Origin of the sequence: Acinetobacter sp. ASP199 (assembly GCF_022700675.1) — a bacterium.
Classification (GTDB): domain Bacteria; phylum Pseudomonadota; class Gammaproteobacteria; order Pseudomonadales; family Moraxellaceae; genus Acinetobacter.
In genome coordinates this window covers 1053015-1071213 of the sequence record NZ_CP062182.1, presented here as the reverse complement: position 1 = coordinate 1071213, position 18199 = coordinate 1053015, and the positions used below count along the sequence as shown (strand labels likewise).

Genomic DNA, 18199 nt, shown 5'->3' with positions numbered 1-18199 from the left:
AAAATTAAGACCAAAAGCGAAGCTCCGGCTTCGCTTTTTTATTTATAATCATGTTTAACTTTAAAACAAGATGATATAGAAATAGATGCTGGATCATCGATTAAGCAGCAAACATTTTGTCAGTTTAGGGATTTTGGCACTGGCGATTATCTTTGCCAGTATTCAGCCTTTAGAAATGGAATCTTATCTGCTCCATCAGACAGGTACAGTTTTTATGATCGCTATGCTGATCTTGTGCCTGTATAAAATCGGACTGAGCTTTTCCAGTTTTAACCTGTATCTGGTTTTCCTGCTAATTCATGTAGTTGCTGCACATTATCTGTATTCTTATGTACCTTATAATGAATGGATGCAGACAATATCTGGCTTTGACCTGAATGCTGCCATGGGTTGGTCACGCAATATGTTTGACCGTTTTGCACACCTGGCTTTTGGCCTTCTACTCTACCCGGTATTTTACCGACTGTTTCAGGTCTGGCTGCCGCAGCAAAAACCATTCACTATTTTCTTGTTAGTCATTCAATTTGTCATGGCCACCAGTCTGATTTATGAATGGATCGAATGGCTGATTGCGATTGGCTTATCACCGGAACAAGCAGAAAGTTATAACGGTCAGCAAGGTGATATATGGGATGCGCATAAAGATATGCTATTGGCGACAGTTGGGGCGATGTTTACAGGTGGATTGATGTTGATTTCAAATGCTAATCCAAGAAATAAAAAAAGCCCACTAAAGTGAGCTTTTTTTATTATCATGAATTAAAGCTTTGAATCACATCTTTAATGATTTTCATATTTTTCAATTATGGAAGTGGGCAATATCGATTCCAATCATCTTTCATTTTTTGCAATTCATTACCCGTCAATATCTCGCTGTAATAAATAAAATAGGTGGCATCAGGGTATTGAATCTCATGGCGGATATTTTATCTGATTAGTTTCAGTGATGGTTTGCATTTTATTCGGTTCAATCCAAAGCCCACCTAAGTGAGCTTTTTAATTCATAACTAAATAATGAATTAAAATTTCGGATCGCGCATCTGAACTAGGTTTGAATTGGCCTTGGTCAGTGTATCAACCACTTTATTCATTACTGCAGGAATCAGGGAGTCTGCAATTTGTGCTGCCTGTAAACCCAGTTTTTCACCCAAAGTTGGTTTCTTACGAGTATTGATCGTATACACATCATGCTGAGGCAATAAACCTAACAAGTACTCATCCGATGTTTGCAGCTTATCCACCAGATTCCGATCCAGCGCATCCTGACCATACCAGTGCTCACCTGTTGCCACTTTTTCAACATTGAGTTGCGGACGATACTTTTCTACAAAGTGTTTGAACAGCGCATGCGTTTGCTGAATTTCTTCTTCAAACTTGGCTTTACCTTCTTCAGTATTTTCACCAAACATGGTCACGGTACGCTTGTACTCACCTGCCGTAAACAGTTCAAAATCGATTTTGTTGTCCTTTAACAGACGATTAAAGTTAGGTACCTGAGCAACCACACCAATAGAACCCACAATCGCAAACGGTGCAGAAATAATTTCACTGGCAATACATGCCATCATATAACCACCGCTGGCAGCGACTTTATCAACACAAATAGTCAAATGGAAACCTGCATCACGTAAACGTACCAGCTGAGCAGCTGCCAGACCATAGCCATGTACCATACCGCCAGGGCTTTCCAAACGTACGATGACACGGTCGCGTCCAGCTTTTGCTGTTGCCAGAATCAGGGTGATTTCTTCGCGTAACTGTTCAACTGCAGAAGCAGCGGTATCACCTTTAAAATCGAGCACGTAGATTTTTTCATTGGTTTTTTTACGGGCACGTGCTTCTTTCGCCAGTTGCTGACTTAACTGCAACAGCTCCAGTTTAGAGGCAGTTGTTTGCGCAATTTTTTTTCGTTGTTCATTAATACGCGCATTCAGGTGACTGATACGGATTTCAGCCGGTAGTTTCGGAGTGTGAAATAACATATAAAATCTATTCTCAGTTTAATTCGATATATAAACCTTAGATTAGGTCAATTTGGTATTTTTTCAACCATATTATTGACTGAATTCTTTCGCACTGCTCTTAGTTGCAAAATACCATATTGTTCTTGTATTTTTGCAATTGATAACCACCGTAGCATTAACGGAAACTGGATATAGTAATGTATCCCAATAATAACAGCATTAATCGGCCACCACGTGAGAATCCAAAAGCTCGAGCCTCTGCTACCCGTGAATGGCGTGACCCAAATATACATTGCGATACAACCATAAATCACCATACCAATCAGTAGATATTGAAACCATGGATGTTTCAAAATATGCCGAGTCATTGAGTCGCTTAACTTTTGCTGACTAGACTTGTCATCATCTACACTTTCTACCACTTGTTTTAATTTAAACTGATACTGTGCATAAGCTCGAATGTATGCATTCCATTTTCTTTGGAAAGCGACAGAGCCTTTGAGTTGCCTAAAACGCAGATAGATTAGAGGTATAATGAATATGGAAACCGTCACATAAACATCATATAACCAACGATGATAATTGCTCATACCTCGACTTTGTGAAGTAGGAAACCACCCCTCATGCAGAACTAAAGTCGCCATAAAAAGACTAATACCAACCAAAAAGATGCTTAGATTTCTTGGAAAATTCACTGAGCCAAATAATGCTCTATAGAGCGCTTGCTGTGTTTCAGCAACGACTTTGCCTTCTTTTTTGGTCAAATTATAATTACGCATCTCAATTTAATTTTATAATTCTTAGATTAGCATTTGAAGTGCAACACCATGTTGTTGCCATAATACTTGGCTCGGACTTTTAAAGCCGAGTCTTTTTCTTGGGCGATGATTCAATCGTTGAGTGATTTCTGCAATATAAGCATCTGTATACCTAGTCAAATCACTTCCATTCTTAATATATTGCCTAATTAAACCATTTGTATTTTCATTCGTACCTCTTTGCCAAGCACTATAAGGATCAGCGAAATACCAGTCTATTTCTAATGCTTGAGCAGCATACTCATGCAAACTGAACTCTTTACCATTATCTGCGGTAATTGTTTTGAGTTGATCTTTAATCGGCTTGAGTAGGCTGATGGTCGTTTGGCAAATTTCTTCTGCTTTACGTGTTTGGCATTTCTTGAGCCATAAATAACCAGTTTTACGGTCAACGATAGAAACTAATGATTGCTGATGGTTTTTACCTACAATCGTATCTATTTCTAAATCACCAAAGCGAGTACGTTGTTCAATTTGAATCGGCCTGTCATGAATACTCTTACGATTGCTCAGTTGACCTCGAGTTTCGGGAGTACCATATTTCCTCTTTCTGTGATTTCTAAAACGTAGATTGAGAAACAGCTTTCCACCTTTGTTTTTATCTTGTCGTATGAAACGATAAATTGAATGCAAACTGACAGGAACATGAGAAGCAATCTGTTCAGGACTCCATTGAAGATGAAGATAAGCAATAATTTGTACCCACATTTCACAGGAAATCTTTTTAGGGTTAGAGCATTGACGTCTTTGGGCTATTTTATTGGCATGTTTAGCGAAATAACCGTTTCTGGCTCGATTACGATTGATTTCCCTAGAAATGGTTGAAGGTGAACGATTCAGTCTACAAGCAATATGACGCTTAGAAAAACCTTCACGTAACAAGGCATAAATCTGATATCTTTCTTCTAGAGTGAGATGAGTATAGTTCATGAATGCAACTTTGACTTTGGTCGGTCGGAAGCAAAATGCTAGTCATCTTGCTTCTTTCCAATAATTTAATCTCTGTTGCACTTCATTTGAGAATCTAAGATTTTAAAAAAATCACATACAGCATAACAAAAAAAACAGAATCCTAAGATTCTGTTTTTTTTAACTTAAAAATTTTAAATCAGTTAACCAAAACGCCCTGTAATATACGCCTCGGTTAATTGATGATCCGGCTGGCTAAAGACTTTTTCTGTCGAATTCACTTCAATTAAATCACCTAGATGGAAGTAAGCGGTACGGTCAGAAACACGCGCCGCCTGCTGCATTGAGTGAGTCACAATCGCAATCGTATATTGGGTAGCAAGTTCGGAAATCAGCTCTTCCACTTTTGCCGTGGCAATCGGATCTAGCGCTGAACACGGTTCATCCATCAGGATCACATCTGGACTTACCGCAATGGTTCGAGCAATACAGAGACGCTGCTGCTGACCACCAGACAAGGCTGTTCCCGGCTGATTCAGTCGATCCTTTACTTCATTCCATAATCCAGCCTTACGTAGACTGCTCTCGACAATTTCTTCCAGATCATATCTATTGCGAGCCAGACCATGCAGTTTTGGACCATAGGCAACATTGTCAAAAATAGATTTTGGAAATGGGTTTGGTTTCTGGAATACCATGCCTACCTGTGCACGCAACAATACTGCATCCAGATTGGGATCATAAATATCTTGATGATCCAGCATAACTTTACCTGTGATACGGCAAGCATCAATGGTGTCGTTCATCCGGTTGAGGGTTCGCAGGAAAGTGGATTTACCACAGCCAGAGGGACCAATAAAGGCAATTACTTCATTTTCGTAAATGTTCAGATCAATACCTTTGATCGCTTCCAGTTCACCATAGTACACATGCACATCCTGTGTACTCAGCTTGATATTACCCGTCTTGTCTTTTTTCTTACTTTCAGTTTGGATGTCGAACTGAGAGTTATATGAAATCAGGGGTTTCGTTGCAGCGGCATCTGCAATAAATTTATTTTCTTGTAGGTTCATTGAGAGATCCTTTTTTAAATTATTTAAAATATGAGTTGTTGTCATTATTTTCTCCCTACCAACGGACTTCAAACTTCTTGCGTAGCCAGATAGCTAAGCTGTTTAAGCCAATCATCATGACAAGGAGAACAATAATGGCGGCAGCGGTACGACCTTCAAAGAAGTTACGCAATTCATTACCCTGCCACAGGAAAATCTGTACGGGTAATGCAGTAGATTGATCCAGCGGCGTTGCCGGTACGCTAGCAACAAAGGCGCTCATTCCGATTAATAACAGTGGTGCAGTTTCACCGAGTGCCTGTGCGACACCAATAATCGCCCCTGTCAAAATACCCGGTAGTGCGAGCGGTAAAATATGGTGAAATACAGTTTGTAAACGTGATGCACCTAAGCCTAAGGCTGCCTGACGAATTGATGGTGGCACGGCTTTTAAAGAAGCCCGTGTGGTAATAATTACGGTTGGTAAAGTCATCAGACTAAGTACCAGACCACCTACTAATGGCGCTGAAAGTGGTAAATGCATCCAGCCAATGAAGATCGCCGCACCAAGCAGACCGAAAACAATAGACGGAACGGCAGCCAGGTTATTGATGTTGACTTCAATGACATCAGTGATCCAGTTTTTTGGTGCAAACTCTTCCAGATATATTGCTGAAGCCACACCGATTGGAATCGAGATAAAGATCACGATCAACATCATGAACAGTGAGCCCATGAATGCACCTGCCAAACCAGAGGTTGCAGGCGAACTACGCGAGTCCGGATTGGTAAAGATATTGGTATTAAAGCTGTTTTCGATCACGCCTGAAGCTTTCATCTCATCAACAAGCTGGCGGACTTCAGGACTGAGCTGTTGCTGCTCATCTGGCAGGTCACGGTCAATATTACCTGCAAGCCATACATCAACATTGGCGTCAGCTAAAATTTTAATTTCCTGGGTTTTCCCGACCAGACTCGGGTCGTTCAGCACCATGTCACGCAGACGGTAGGCTTCTGAACTGGTATATAAATAACCCAGTTCATCACGCTGGTTTTCCAGCTTGCTGTCTTTGGCAATCATGCCATTAATGATCAGGGCATCCCAGTCGACCATACCAGCCTGCATCTGCCAATCCAGCATACGCTGTTCGAACTGTGCTGGAGACTCCCCGGCTGTCTGTTTTGGTTGTGAATCGATATTGACAATTGCCGGATCGAAATGGATAGGCAGGCTCATACTGCTTTGCCAGAATGCCGGCAAGCCTTTGGCCAAAATACTACCGAACAGCAATACAACAAAGAACAGACCCGCCAATACCGCAGAGAAACCAAACATACGGAAGGTCTTTTCCTTGCGATGGCGCCGTGCAAGAGAGCTTTGAATGGTCTTTTTACGCTCTTCACGCAGCTCAGCATTAACAGCTGGATCAATACGCTGATCTAAAGGTGTGGTATTTGAAGTACTCATTAGTCGTATTGCTCACGATATTTACGCACGATGTACAGTGCGATAATGTTCAAACCTAAGGTAATAACAAAAAGAGTCAGACCCAATGCAAAGGCAACCAGTGCCTGTGGACTGGCAAAGTCAGTATCGCCAGTTAACTGGTTCACGATAGTAATGGTTACAGTCGATACAGCTTCAAGTGGATTGGCATGTAGCAGCGGGCTATTACCTGCTGCCAGTACCACAATCATGGTCTCACCAATGGCACGGGATGCTGCAAGCAGGAAAGCGCCGATAATGCCCGGTAATGCGGCTGGCAGTATCACCTGACGGATCGTTTCTGATTTGGTCGCCCCTAGACCTAATGAACCGTCACGTAAGGCACGTGGTACCTGGGTAATAATGTCATCTGACAAGGAAGATACAAATGGAATGATCATGATGCCCATGACAAAACCAGCAGTTAAGGCACTGGTCGCATTAATATCAATACCGACCATAGCACCGAGCGTTTTGATAAATGGACCCAGAATCATCAAGGCAAACACACCGTAAACGATGGTTGGAATACCGGCCAGAACTTCAATAGTCGGTTTTGCCCATGAACGGAATTTTGGTGAAGCATATTCAGACAGATAGATTGCAATCATCAGACCTAGTGGTACCGCTACTAATAGTGCGATTCCGCTGACCATCAAGGTGCCCCACAATAAAGGCAGCAGACCATAACTCCCTTCAGCACTGCCTGAGGTACTAAAACCAGGGTTCCATTGTGTGCCAAAGAAAAAATCAATTGGACTGACGAAGCTAAAGAAACGCATCGCTTCGCCAAACATCGACATCACGATGCCGAGTGTGGTCAGGATGGCAACACCTGAACAGAGTGCCAAGCTGATATTGATGACTTTTTCGACCTGATGACGTGCACGCAACTGATTACTGATACGTCTTTTGGCCCAAACCAGTCCGGCAACGGCAACAGAAATGACTACCACCAGCTTGGTATAGCTGCTGATGCTCATGATACGTGCCACCTGCTCTGCTGCAGCTAGTTCATAGGCCTGTGGTGTATCACTAACACCAAACCCGGAAGCCAGTGCCTGCACCCGATCCACCATCACCCTCAGACTTGCAGAATCCATTCCTGCGACTATCTGTTGCGGCAGGTGTTTCAATACCAGCTGTTCCAGGATCACAGGTTCAACTAGATTCCAAATCATGAATATTAAAAATGCAGGAATACCACACCATAAAGCCACCATGACACCATAGTAGCCAGGACGCGAATTCAGCATTGCTGTGTTCTTGCCCTGACCTGCCAGTTGCTGGCTTCGACTTAATCCGATCTGATAGGCAACAGCGATAATCGCCAGTAACACACCCAGGAGTAGCAGATTCATGTATGCTCCACTGTTTTTTCAATCTTCATGTTTTTTAAAAACCTATCTATACGCAAAAGCCGGTGACCGTTTCCAGTCACCAGCTATTTCAATATTTGCTTACTTCACTACAACCACTTTAGCTGCCTTAAAGTTGGCAAGTACTGCTGCACGTTCTTTATCAGACATTGAAATCAAGCCTGCTTTTTCCAATTTAGAACCCTTACCTGAAACACGCTTGCTTAGGAAGTATTCTGTGAATTGCTGTAAACCTTTGATTGATTTCAGGTGCTCGCCTTTCACATAGAAGAACAATGGACGAGATACCGGGTAAGAACCATTCAGGATAGTCTGCTCAGATGGTGCGACATTGTTCACTGTTGCAACGCGTAGGCGGTCACGGTTTTGGTCATAGAAGCCTAGACCGAATACACCAACTGCGCTTGGAGACGTTTTTAAACGTGCCAATGTTTCTGTGTAGTCGCCCGCGATTTCAATGACACGACCGTCTTTACGGAATGTTGTACATGCTTTCTTTTTGGCATCTTTATCTAAAGACTTAATTGCAGCGTAAGTTTCACAACCTGCATCCACCATCTTCTCCTGGAAGACTTCGCGTGTTCCATGATTAGAAGCAGGAATCACCAGTGTGATCGGTTCATTAGGAAGTGATTTGTCAATCTGGTTCCAGCGTGTATATGGGTTAGCCACCATTTTGCCATTGGCTGGCAACTGTGCTGCTAGTGCTGCAAAAACATGTTGTGGACGAAGTTTGTAAGCTGCTTTTTTAGAATTCGATGCAAATACAATACCGTCATAACCCACTTTAATTTCTAATACCTGGTTCACGCCATTTTTCTTACACTCTGCAAGTTCAGAGCCTTTAATTTGACGAGAAGAGTTTGCGATATCGATGGTGTTGTCACCAACGCCATTACAGAACTGTTTCAAACCACCTGAAGAACCACCAGAACCCACGACTGGAGTTTTAAATTGTGGGAAAGTGTTGCCAAATTCTTCAGCGACAATACTGGCATAAGGTAAAACAGTTGAAGAACCTGCAATCTGGATGGTGTCACGTGCTGCATTCGCTGTTGTAGATGCTGCGATCCCCGCTGCAATTAAGATTGCTATATTTGTAAAGCGCATTCTGTATCTCTCATTTATATTGGATACGCGTTTTATTGGGCGCGTTCCTGGTTTCGATACAAGTATTTTGATTTTTGAATATGACAGCCGGGTTACAGCTTTATGACGGTTTTATGATAATTAATTCGTTACCTGCTCAAGACAATATAATAGAAAAAAGACCCTTTTCAGGGCCTTTTCATTTAAGTGGTGGGTTCAGTAGATTCAGGCAAGAGCACAGGTTTCCTGCGATATTTCATCACATACATCACCGTCAAAAACAGCAACCAGACCGGCACCAATGCAACGGCAATCTGCATTTCTTTGGTAAAGCTCATGATCATTAAAATCATGATGATAAATGAAATTGTCAGGTAATTACTCCAGCGGCCAAACAGGCTTGGGAATGCGGTCGTCTGCTGCTGTTCCTGCATGGCTTTTCTGAATTTCAAATGGGTCAGTGAAATCATCAGCCAGTTAATGACCAAAGCAGAAACCACCAGTAGCATCAGAATACCGAAAGCTTCACCCGGCATGAGGTAATTCATTAATACACAGATACCGGAGACTGCTGCCGAGAATAAAACAGCATTCACCGGAATACCACGGCGGTTAATTTTCTTTAAAAATGCCGGTGCATTACCCTGTTGAGCCAGACCCAACAACATACGGGTATTACAGTAAATACAGCTGTTATAGACCGAAAGTGCAGCGACCAGAACTACAAAATTAAGAACATTCGCCACACCATGACTATTCAATGACTGGAAAATCATTACGAACGGACTACCGCCCTGCGCCACCAGATTCCATGGATACAGACATAGCAACACGCCAATGGCACCAATATAGAAAATCAGTACACGGTAGACAATCTGATTCACTGCTTTTGGAATGGTCTTTTCTGGATTTTTGGTTTCACTGGCGGCAATACCAATCAGCTCCAGCCCACCAAATGCAAACATAATCACAGCAAGTGCCATCATAAAACCTGACCAGCCCTCAGGGAAAAATCCGCCATGCTGCCACAAGTTTGTCACACTGGCCTGACTGCCAGCAGAACCGCTAAACAGCAGATAGATCCCGAATCCGATCATGCTTAAAATGGCAATGATCTTGACCATGGAAAATATAAATTCACTCTCACCGAAGAATTTGACATTGACCAGATTGATCCCATTCATGAGCAGGAAGAATGCCAGTGCCGTGAGCCAGGTCGGAATCTCCGGCCACCAGAACTGAACGAAAGTACCGATTGCACTCAACTCAGCCATACTCACTAAGACATAGAGCACCCAATAGTTCCAGCCTGAAATAAAGCCTGCTTTTTTGCCCCAGTATTTATTGGCAAAATAACTGAATGAACCACTAACCGGTTCATGCACCACCATCTCACCCAATTGGCGCATGATCAGAAATGCAATGATGCCAGCAATGGCATAGCCTAAAAGTACTGATGGACCTGCCAGCTGAATCGTATGTGATAAACCTAAAAATAATCCTGTACCGATGGCTCCGCCTAAGGCGATTAACTGGATATGCCGGTTGGAAAGCTGTTTTTTTAATTGATGATCTTCAACATCCATATTGTCACTCCTTGTGAACAATTTTTTTAATTTCTACATTTTGCTAGATTGCCTTTTTGTAGGGAGGTGTATTCTGCTCGACCAGCTGGTTATAACCATATTCACCATAGTCATAGCGTGCCACGACTTCAGCAAACTGTTTTAAGCGTTGTGGCGCATCCATACGTGGAAGTTGCAGTTCAATCAGACATAACTCCTCAGCCTGATGAACCTGTGCGAGTGTACGCTTTAATTCTGCCGGGGTTTTGACTATATGAGCCTGATGCGGGGTATCTGCAGAAAAGACTTGGGCAAACTGGCTGTATTGCCAGTTCTGAATATCGTTGTACTTGGCATTTTCACCCATAATCAAACGTTCAATGGTATAGCCGCCATTATTTAAAATAAAAATTACAGGTTTTAAGCCTTCTCTTAATAAGGTAGAAAGCTCCTGAATGGTCAGCTGAATCGAACCATCCCCAATAAATAACAGATGACGGCGCTTTGGTGCAGCAAGCATACTACCAAGCAAGGCAGGCAAGGTATAACCAATCGAGCCCCAGATCGGTTGAACCAGATACTTAGCAGTCACAGGTAAAGTCAATCCTGATAAACCTGCATTGGCAGTGCCCACTTCTGCCACAATCACATCATCTTCCTGTAAGAACTCAGAAATTTGCTGCCAGAGTGCAGTTTGGCTAAGCGCAGTATTTTCTTCGATCTGTTGAGTTTGTAACGATGGTTTCGGTGCAGGATTAAAAGTACGTGGTTGATCATCTAAAGTCTGTTTTGAGATGGCTTGGATCAATTGAACTAAATCCAGTCCACTGATCATCTGCCCATCCAAGCAAAGACAGGAATCCGCCAGATACAGCATATTTTGTGCGGATACACGATGTGAGAAAAATGCTGTGGCAACATCGGTAAAACGTGGCCCAATGGCAATCAGGCAATCTGACTGCTCTACCAACTGACAAGTCGATGCTGCGCTTGCTGCACCTGCATAAACGCCCGCATATAAGGGGTGACTTTCATTCATGATATTTTTGGCAGTAGACAGACAGGTATAGGGAATCTGCATGCGCTCAGCCCAATTTTGCAGCATATCGGTAAGCTGGAAAATTTCTGCTTCATTGTCAATGAGCAGGACTGGCTGACGTGCCTGTTTGATGCGTTTGGCTATCCGTGCCGCAGTTTCTTGCAGAAGTTTTGGATCACTCTGTGGACGGCTCAGATCCAGAGGCTGCTTAGGTACTTTAATCTGAAGATGAGTAATATCCGATGGAAGCTGAATATGAACCGGTCGACGCATCAATATACATTGCTTCAATACCCGGTCAATTTCACTCACTGCATTGGCTGGAGTCAAACGCGTCTGTGCTACGGTAAATTCGCGCATGCAGTTCATGATATTGTCATAATCGCCATCGATCAGAGTATGGTGTAACAAAGCACCCTGTTCTACGGCATGTAAAGGCGGAATACCAGAAATATGCACCATGGCAACCTGCTCGGCATATGCACCTGCAATGCCGTTAATCGCGCTCAGGTCACCCACACCATAAGTAGTGAGCAAAGCACCAACACCATGCAGACGTGCATAACCATCTGCTGCATAGGCTGCATTTAGCTCATTACAGTTACCGATAAATTCCAGTTTTGGATCAATTTCGATCTGTTCTAAATAGGAGAGATTAAAGTCACCTGGCACACCAAAAATATGCTGAATTCCTAGTTCTTGCAGGCGCTGATTAAGGTACTGACCAATTTCCATAAACATTATTATTTTCCCTATCACATATCATGCTTCAATTACAGAATATTGCATTTCATTTTCTGATTTCGTGCATAATGCAAGTCACAATGATTCAAAAACACATAAAACGTGTATCGGATAAGGATTCAATGCAATGGATGCAATGGATAAATTTGACTGGAAAATCATCCAGGCTTTGCAAAAAAATGGGCGCCTGACGAATCAGGAAATCGGGGATTTAATCGGTCTGTCAGCCTCTCAATGTTCTAGACGGCGTCAGCTGCTGGAGCAAAAAGGAATTATTTTGGGTTATAGCGCCTGCATTCATCCTGAAGCTTTGGGAATTGCAGTTTTGGCTATGGTTCAGGTCAATCTCAAAACACATGACGCAGCAGCCAAGATCGCTTTTCAACAATTGATTGAAGAAGAAGAAGCCATTCAGGAAGCTTTTTCTTTAAGTGGTGATGCAGATTTCATGTTAAAAGTAGGGGCCAAAAATCTGGAAATGCTGGCAAATTTTGTGACTGAAAAATTGCTGAGCTGTAATTTTATTGGTCATATCAAATCTTATATTGTCTTAGATAAATTCAAGCAATTACATTTTGATTTTCAGGCTGCCCGCCCTTTATTACGTTAATATGTCTTAAAGCAGAAGAAAAAAGCTCAAGTCAAACTTGAGCTTTTTTGATTTAATTTTTATTGATATGAACAACCTGCTGAATCGTATTTTCGAGCAGGCCACTCAGTCCGAACTGGGCACCGATACCTGAATGCTTCCATCCGCCAAAAGGTACATGCGGGAAAATCTCACCATGCGTATTGATCCATGCCGTACCACAACTCAGCCGTTGAGCAAACTGCTGCGCCTGTTCCAGATCGGATGACCAGATTGAGCCACCTAAACCAAAATCCGTATTGTTGGCTTCAGTCAGTACTTCTTCAATATCGTGATAACGGATCAAAGGTAATACCGGACCAAACTGCTCTTCCTGCACCAGACGGCTATCTGGGCTTACATTGGTCACAATCGTCGGTGCAATAAAATAGCCTGTATCTGGTAAATTTTGCTCGGATGTCATGACTATTGCCCCTTCATCCTGGGCTTCCTGAATCATGGCCTGAACTTTTTGGTAGTGCTTGATGTTCTGCACTGGACCAAAAGTAGTCGTCTCGGCTAAACCATCTCCCAGAGACTGTTGCTGTGCGACTTTTACTAATTCCTGTGCCAGTGCATCATACTGACTGTCATGTACATACAGGCGTTTCAATGCTGCACAGGTCTGGCCCATGTTGATAAAGGCTCCATGAAAGATTCGGGTTGCCATCGCCTGAATGTCGGTATCTGGCAAAACAATGCCTGCATCATTGCCACCAAGTTCCAGTGTCAGATGCTTGAAAGTCGCTGCTGCGCTCTGCATGATTCTTTGACCAGTTGCGGTCGAACCGGTAAATACCACTTTGGCAATTGCAGAGTGACTGGTCAGCTTGGCACCGACCTCACCGCCTCCAGTAAGTATAGATACCACTCCAGGTGCAACTTCTTCCTGAATCAACTCACCCAATCGAAGGGTCGACAATGGGGTAAATTCTGAAGGTTTATTGATGACCACATTGCCAGCGCGAATTGCCGGCATGATATGCCAGACAGCAATCATTAAAGGCCAGTTCCATGGAGTGACCGATGCCACAATCCCTAAAGGCCGATGATGCAGTTCGATCCGTTTATTGGCATCATCCTGTAAGATTTCAGTTTCAATCTTGAGTTCTGCCTGATAGCGGGTCCAGGCAATGGCCCCACCGACTTCAAATTCAGCCAGCGCATAAGGTTTGCCCTGCTCCTGCACCACCAAACGCGCTAACTCTTCCCGATGTTCTTCAATACGATCCGCAATACGATGCAAGATTGACTGTCGCGTGGCATCATCCGTATTTTTCGATTGATGAAAAGCCTGCTCGGCACTACGGATAGCGTCTTCAATTTGTGCTTCCGAGGGAGAGGAACATAGGGCCAATACCTGCTCATCAGCAGGATTGATCACCACAAAACTTTCGGCAGCGCCTTGTACCATTTTTCCTTGAATAATACAGCCAACGGGTTGGGATACATGCAAATTAGTCATCTCTTCATCCTGAATCAGATATTTTTGTTGTTCCCTGACATTAGCTGATTTTGTCTGAATGGAGCTTGCATATCACATTAGGTATAAAGCCCTGAATACACATTTTGTGCATGGAAAATAGAAGAAGTATCTTTCGGTATACCTTTTTTAGCGCTTTAAATATCGCTTTCTTTAATTACTAGAATTACTAGCCTATAGCACATTCTTCATTATCTCCTGTTCTAATTTATGCAACAGGATGTCCTGATCTTTGAAATTTCGTAGAACATCACATTGGCCTATATTGAAATAAAGAATTACAGTGATAGCACCATGAACAGCACCACCATTCCAGTTTTCAATCCCGATTTACCGATTCACATGACATTTGAAGAACATGACTGGCATCTCTTGGCTCAATATTGGTATCCAGTGGCCTTAGCCCGTGATATTTCCGAACAGCCGTTAGGGACAATGTTGCTAGATATGCCACTGGTCATTTACAAGATGCAGGATGAACTGATCGTGGCCAAAGATGCCTGCCCGCATCGTGGTGTGCTTTTAAGTCTGGGAAAAAATGATGGCCAAGGCATCGTCTATCCTTATCATGGTTTGCGTTTTGGTACACAAGGTAAATGCAACCGTATCCCTGCACATCCACAGCATAAAATTTCAGATCGGTTTCATTTACGGACCTATGCCGCGGTTGAACGTTATGGTCTGATCTGGTGTTCACTGACAGCTGACAAAAACGCTGAACCCAATATTCCAGTAATGCCTTATTGGAATGATGCAGATTATCAGCAATTGGTTTGCCTACAAGTCGACATCAAATGTTTTGCTGGCAGACAGCTAGAAGGCTTTATTGATGTAGCCCATTTTGCCTGGGTACATCCGGATACCTTTGGCGATCCAGATGATGTCGAAGTCTCAAATTACACCACAACAGAAACTGAATATGGTTTCAGTGCCGACTATATCAGCAGTGTCGGCCGTTATCCGATTGGGTTAGATCAGCGCGGTCAGGAAGATTTTAAATGGCTACGACATTTTGAAATTAGCCTGCCCTTTACCGCGACCCTGACCATCCATTTCCCTAATGATGCTAAACAGGTGATTATGAATGCTGCTTCACCGATGACCACCCGTCAGACCCGGCTGTTTGATCTTATCTGTCGTAATTATGATAAAGACTTACCCGTCGAAGAAGCCTATGATTTTAATCTGAAGATTTTTGAAGAAGATCGCCTGATTGTCGAAAATCAGAAGCCTGAGTTTTTACCGCTAGACTTATCTCTGGAAGCACATTTCCCGGCAGATCGAAGCTCCAGCATGTATCGCAAACTGTTAAGAAAAAAAGGCTTTAGTCCTTTATTTGCAGCTTAATTTTATTTAAAAAGGCGGATTCAAGCAGCAAGTGCAACAGTATAAAAACCAGCCATAACTTCACTAGGCGTATACCAGCCTAGTGTTTTTCTAGGGCGATGATTGAGAGCAAATTCTATCTGCTCTATTTGTTCATTTGACAGTTCATCAAACGAAGATGATTTTGGCAGATATTGCCTGATCAGACCATTGGTATTTTCATTTCTGGCTCGTTGAATCGACTTGTATGGATCTGCAAAGTACGTCTCTATCCCTGCTTCCGTTATCCGCCGGTGCTCGGAGAACTCCTTACCATTATCAAAGGTTACACTGTAGGCATGACTGCTGCGCAAACATGCTAAAGCACACGAAATCGTTTTAGTTGTGGTTCTAGTTTGTCCCAAATGAACGATATGTACATACAAGCTTTTGCGCTCAACCAGAGTTAATAATGCCCCCTTGTGATTCTTGCCTATCACGGTATCACCTTCAAAATCACCTAGGCGTTGACGTTTCTCGACGACCTCATCGCGACAGTGAATACTTGTTCTATCAACGAGTTGGCCTCTACGGTCTGTATTTTTATAACCTCGTTTACGATATTTCTTTTGATGCCTTAAATGAAGGTGGAGCTTACCACCTTTAGATTTATCTAGATAAACATACTGATAAATCCATTCATGTGAAGGCACATCAAGCCAACCTCGTTGTGTTAAAGCACCTGAAATTTGCTCAGGAGACCAATCTAAGCCAATCAGATAACGAATATAAACGAGAGCAAAATCTGTCATTTGTGAAGAGGATCGATATCGTCTTTGACTTGAAAATTTCTCTGCCTGTTGAGCTCGATATCCACGTTTTCCAGTATTTCTTTTGATCTCACGATAAAGGGTTGATCGAGAACGTCCAAGCTCCCTGGCAAGGGTAGAGATTGAAGATTTGCTTTTCAAAGCAGCATAAATTTCGTATCTTTCATCTTGAGAAAGTTGGGTGTATTGCTTCATTGGGTGCTTTCCAATTGCGAGTTGAAAAAAGTCTAATGATTTTAATACACCTAACTTTTTCAACTAACTACAAATATGTCGCACTTGGTATTTGAATCTGCGAAATTATTATTTATGTGTCAGCCAAATTCCAATAAAAAAGGAGATCTTAACGATCTCCTTTTTTCACCTGCAACCGCTTATACGATTGGCGGTGTATAAGTACCGTTAGCGATGGAATCCTTGATACGATCCGCTTCTGCAAGCACCAATGCCAGCAAATTCTTCACGTTATCTAGGGTTGCAACTGGGCTTAAAGTTGTCATTTTCAGAGATTGAACCTGACCCACTTTAGTTACACCAATGTTCGCTTCACCACGTGCGAATAATTCATCCGCAACGTTCTGGTTCAAGGCATCCACAAATTCAGCTGGATAATCTGTTGGAACCACACGGAACAGTACCGATGCAAATTGTGGCTCAACCAGAAGTTCCAGACCATCAGTTGCCTTGATGTAGTCTGCTACTTCACGGGTTAATTTCACGCCATGATCGATCATTGAACCATAAAGCTCTTCACCAAGTGCTTCAACAGTCATCCACAATTTCAACGCATCAAAACGACGTGTTGTTTGTAGCGATTTTGACACAAGGTTTGGTACGCCATGCTCTTCATCATAAGCAGAGTTTAGATACTCAGCTTCATAATGCATGAAACGATAGTTCGCTTCGTCTTTGAGCAAGAATGCGCCACAAGAAATCGTTTGGAAATAATGCTTATGGAAGTCAAGCGTGATCGAATCAGAAAGCTCGATACCATCTAACATATCTCGATGATCGTTAGAAAGAATTAAAGCCCCCCCCCATGCCGCATCAATGTGCATCCACGCGCCATATTTGTTGGTGATTTCACGTACTTTCTTCAGTGGATCAATTGCGCCAGCATCGGTTGTACCCGCAGTTGCCACCACACATGCCACGATTTTACCTTCAGATTGAAGGTGAGTCATGGTTTTCTCAAGTGCGTCCATGTCCATGCGAGCATTTTCGTCAACAGGAACAGTCACAACAGACTGGAAGCCCATACCCATCATCGCCATGTTCTTTTGCACAGAGAAGTGTGCATTTTCAGAACAAATGACTTTAACATTACGCATTGCGTCCGCAGGCACGCCATCACGCTGTACAGACCACGGATTACCGTTTTCGTCTTTCCAGTTTTTCGCGATGCATGCATCACGCGCAAGAAGCACACCCATCAAGTTCGACTGTGTACCACCTGAAGTAAACACACCTGCTTGACCTGCGCCATAGCCGACTTTTTGACGTAGCCAATTGATCAACTGAACTTCCATCAATGAACCAGCAGGGCTTTGATCCCAAGAGTCCATTGACTGGTTGGTTGCATTAATCAACACTTCCGCGATTTGGCTGGTCACCATGGTCGGGCAGTGTAAATGTGCTAAAGAATGTGGGTGATGTACCTTTAAGCTTTTGTTAAGGAATAACTCAACCATACGCTCCAAAGATTTCTCTACACCCAAACCTTCTTTAGAAGGATTGAACGCAATTGCACTGCGTAGCTCTTTGATGCTACCACCAGTGTACATTTTGTCGTTTTGTAACCATGCTGCAACCGCTTTGGTCGCTTGCTCCATTGCTGACGAATAGTCAGCAATAGATGCAGCATCATTACAGAGCAACGCTTTACGATGTTCTGCAAAATCTACCATA

15 protein-coding genes are annotated in these 18199 nt (G+C 42.9%); 3 read left to right on the top strand and 12 right to left on the bottom strand.

Annotated elements, in window-relative coordinates:
• Window positions 1-85: 85 nt before the first annotated feature.
• On the top strand, window positions 86-739 hold the full coding sequence (locus tag IHE35_RS04975; protein ID WP_242789556.1) for a DUF2238 domain-containing protein: 654 nt from the start codon (window positions 86-88) through the stop codon (window positions 737-739).
• Window positions 740-1019: 280 nt separating this feature from the next.
• On the opposite strand, the gene sohB is transcribed toward IHE35_RS04975, so the two are convergent.
• The 9 genes from sohB to IHE35_RS04930 form a co-directional block, all read right to left on the bottom strand.
• On the bottom strand, window positions 1020-1982 hold the full coding sequence (gene sohB / locus IHE35_RS04970) for a protease SohB (RefSeq protein WP_242789555.1): 963 nt from the start codon (window positions 1980-1982) through the stop codon (window positions 1020-1022).
• A 47-nt stretch (window positions 1983-2029) separates the two neighbouring features.
• On the bottom strand, window positions 2030-2743 hold the full coding sequence (locus IHE35_RS04965) for a hypothetical protein (protein WP_242789554.1): 714 nt from the start codon (window positions 2741-2743) through the stop codon (window positions 2030-2032).
• Window positions 2744-2764: 21 nt separating this feature from the next.
• On the bottom strand, window positions 2765-3712 hold the full coding sequence (locus tag IHE35_RS04960) for an IS30 family transposase (protein WP_242789553.1): 948 nt from the start codon (window positions 3710-3712) through the stop codon (window positions 2765-2767).
• A gap of 182 nt (window positions 3713-3894) precedes the next feature.
• On the bottom strand, window positions 3895-4809 hold the full coding sequence (gene pstB / locus IHE35_RS04955) for a phosphate ABC transporter ATP-binding protein PstB (protein ID WP_242789552.1): 915 nt from the start codon (window positions 4807-4809) through the stop codon (window positions 3895-3897).
• Between the two features lie 10 nt (window positions 4810-4819).
• The gene (gene pstA / locus IHE35_RS04950) at window positions 4820-6211 is read right to left on the bottom strand and encodes a phosphate ABC transporter permease PstA (RefSeq protein ID WP_242789551.1); all 1392 of its coding nucleotides are present in this window, start codon (window positions 6209-6211) and stop codon (window positions 4820-4822) included.
• Entirely contained in the window at window positions 6211-7590 is a 1380-nt protein-coding gene (pstC, locus tag IHE35_RS04945) for a phosphate ABC transporter permease subunit PstC (protein WP_242789550.1), read from the bottom strand. Before pstC ends, pstA begins: the two co-directional genes overlap by 1 nt.
• A gap of 99 nt (window positions 7591-7689) precedes the next feature.
• Entirely contained in the window at window positions 7690-8718 is a 1029-nt protein-coding gene (locus IHE35_RS04940) for a substrate-binding domain-containing protein (protein WP_242789549.1), read from the bottom strand.
• Window positions 8719-8900: 182 nt separating this feature from the next.
• Window positions 8901-10283, bottom strand: a complete 1383-nt coding sequence (locus IHE35_RS04935) for an amino acid permease (protein ID WP_242789548.1) — start codon at window positions 10281-10283, stop codon at window positions 8901-8903.
• Between the two features lie 43 nt (window positions 10284-10326).
• Window positions 10327-12042 (bottom strand): thiamine pyrophosphate-binding protein, encoded by a 1716-nt coding sequence (locus tag IHE35_RS04930; RefSeq protein WP_242789547.1) that lies wholly within the window; start codon window positions 12040-12042, stop codon window positions 10327-10329.
• Window positions 12043-12181: 139 nt separating this feature from the next.
• On the opposite strand from IHE35_RS04930, the gene IHE35_RS04925 reads away from it, so the two are divergent.
• On the top strand, window positions 12182-12655 hold the full coding sequence (locus tag IHE35_RS04925; RefSeq protein ID WP_034170074.1) for an Lrp/AsnC family transcriptional regulator: 474 nt from the start codon (window positions 12182-12184) through the stop codon (window positions 12653-12655).
• Window positions 12656-12707: 52 nt separating this feature from the next.
• Here IHE35_RS04925 and IHE35_RS04920 read toward each other — a convergent pair whose 3' ends face one another.
• On the bottom strand, window positions 12708-14087 hold the full coding sequence (locus tag IHE35_RS04920; RefSeq protein ID WP_242789959.1) for an aldehyde dehydrogenase family protein: 1380 nt from the start codon (window positions 14085-14087) through the stop codon (window positions 12708-12710).
• Between the two features lie 363 nt (window positions 14088-14450).
• On the opposite strand from IHE35_RS04920, the gene IHE35_RS04915 reads away from it, so the two are divergent.
• Entirely contained in the window at window positions 14451-15503 is a 1053-nt protein-coding gene (locus IHE35_RS04915; protein ID WP_242789546.1) for a Rieske 2Fe-2S domain-containing protein, read from the top strand.
• 20 nt (window positions 15504-15523) lie between these two features.
• Here the strand turns inward: IHE35_RS04915 and IHE35_RS04910 are convergent, their stop codons facing one another.
• The gene (locus IHE35_RS04910) at window positions 15524-16486 is read right to left on the bottom strand and encodes an IS30 family transposase (protein WP_242787563.1); all 963 of its coding nucleotides are present in this window, start codon (window positions 16484-16486) and stop codon (window positions 15524-15526) included.
• A gap of 179 nt (window positions 16487-16665) precedes the next feature.
• On the bottom strand, window positions 16666-18198 hold the full coding sequence (locus tag IHE35_RS04905) for an aspartate aminotransferase family protein (RefSeq protein ID WP_242789545.1): 1533 nt from the start codon (window positions 18196-18198) through the stop codon (window positions 16666-16668).
• Window position 18199 lies beyond the last annotated feature (1 nt).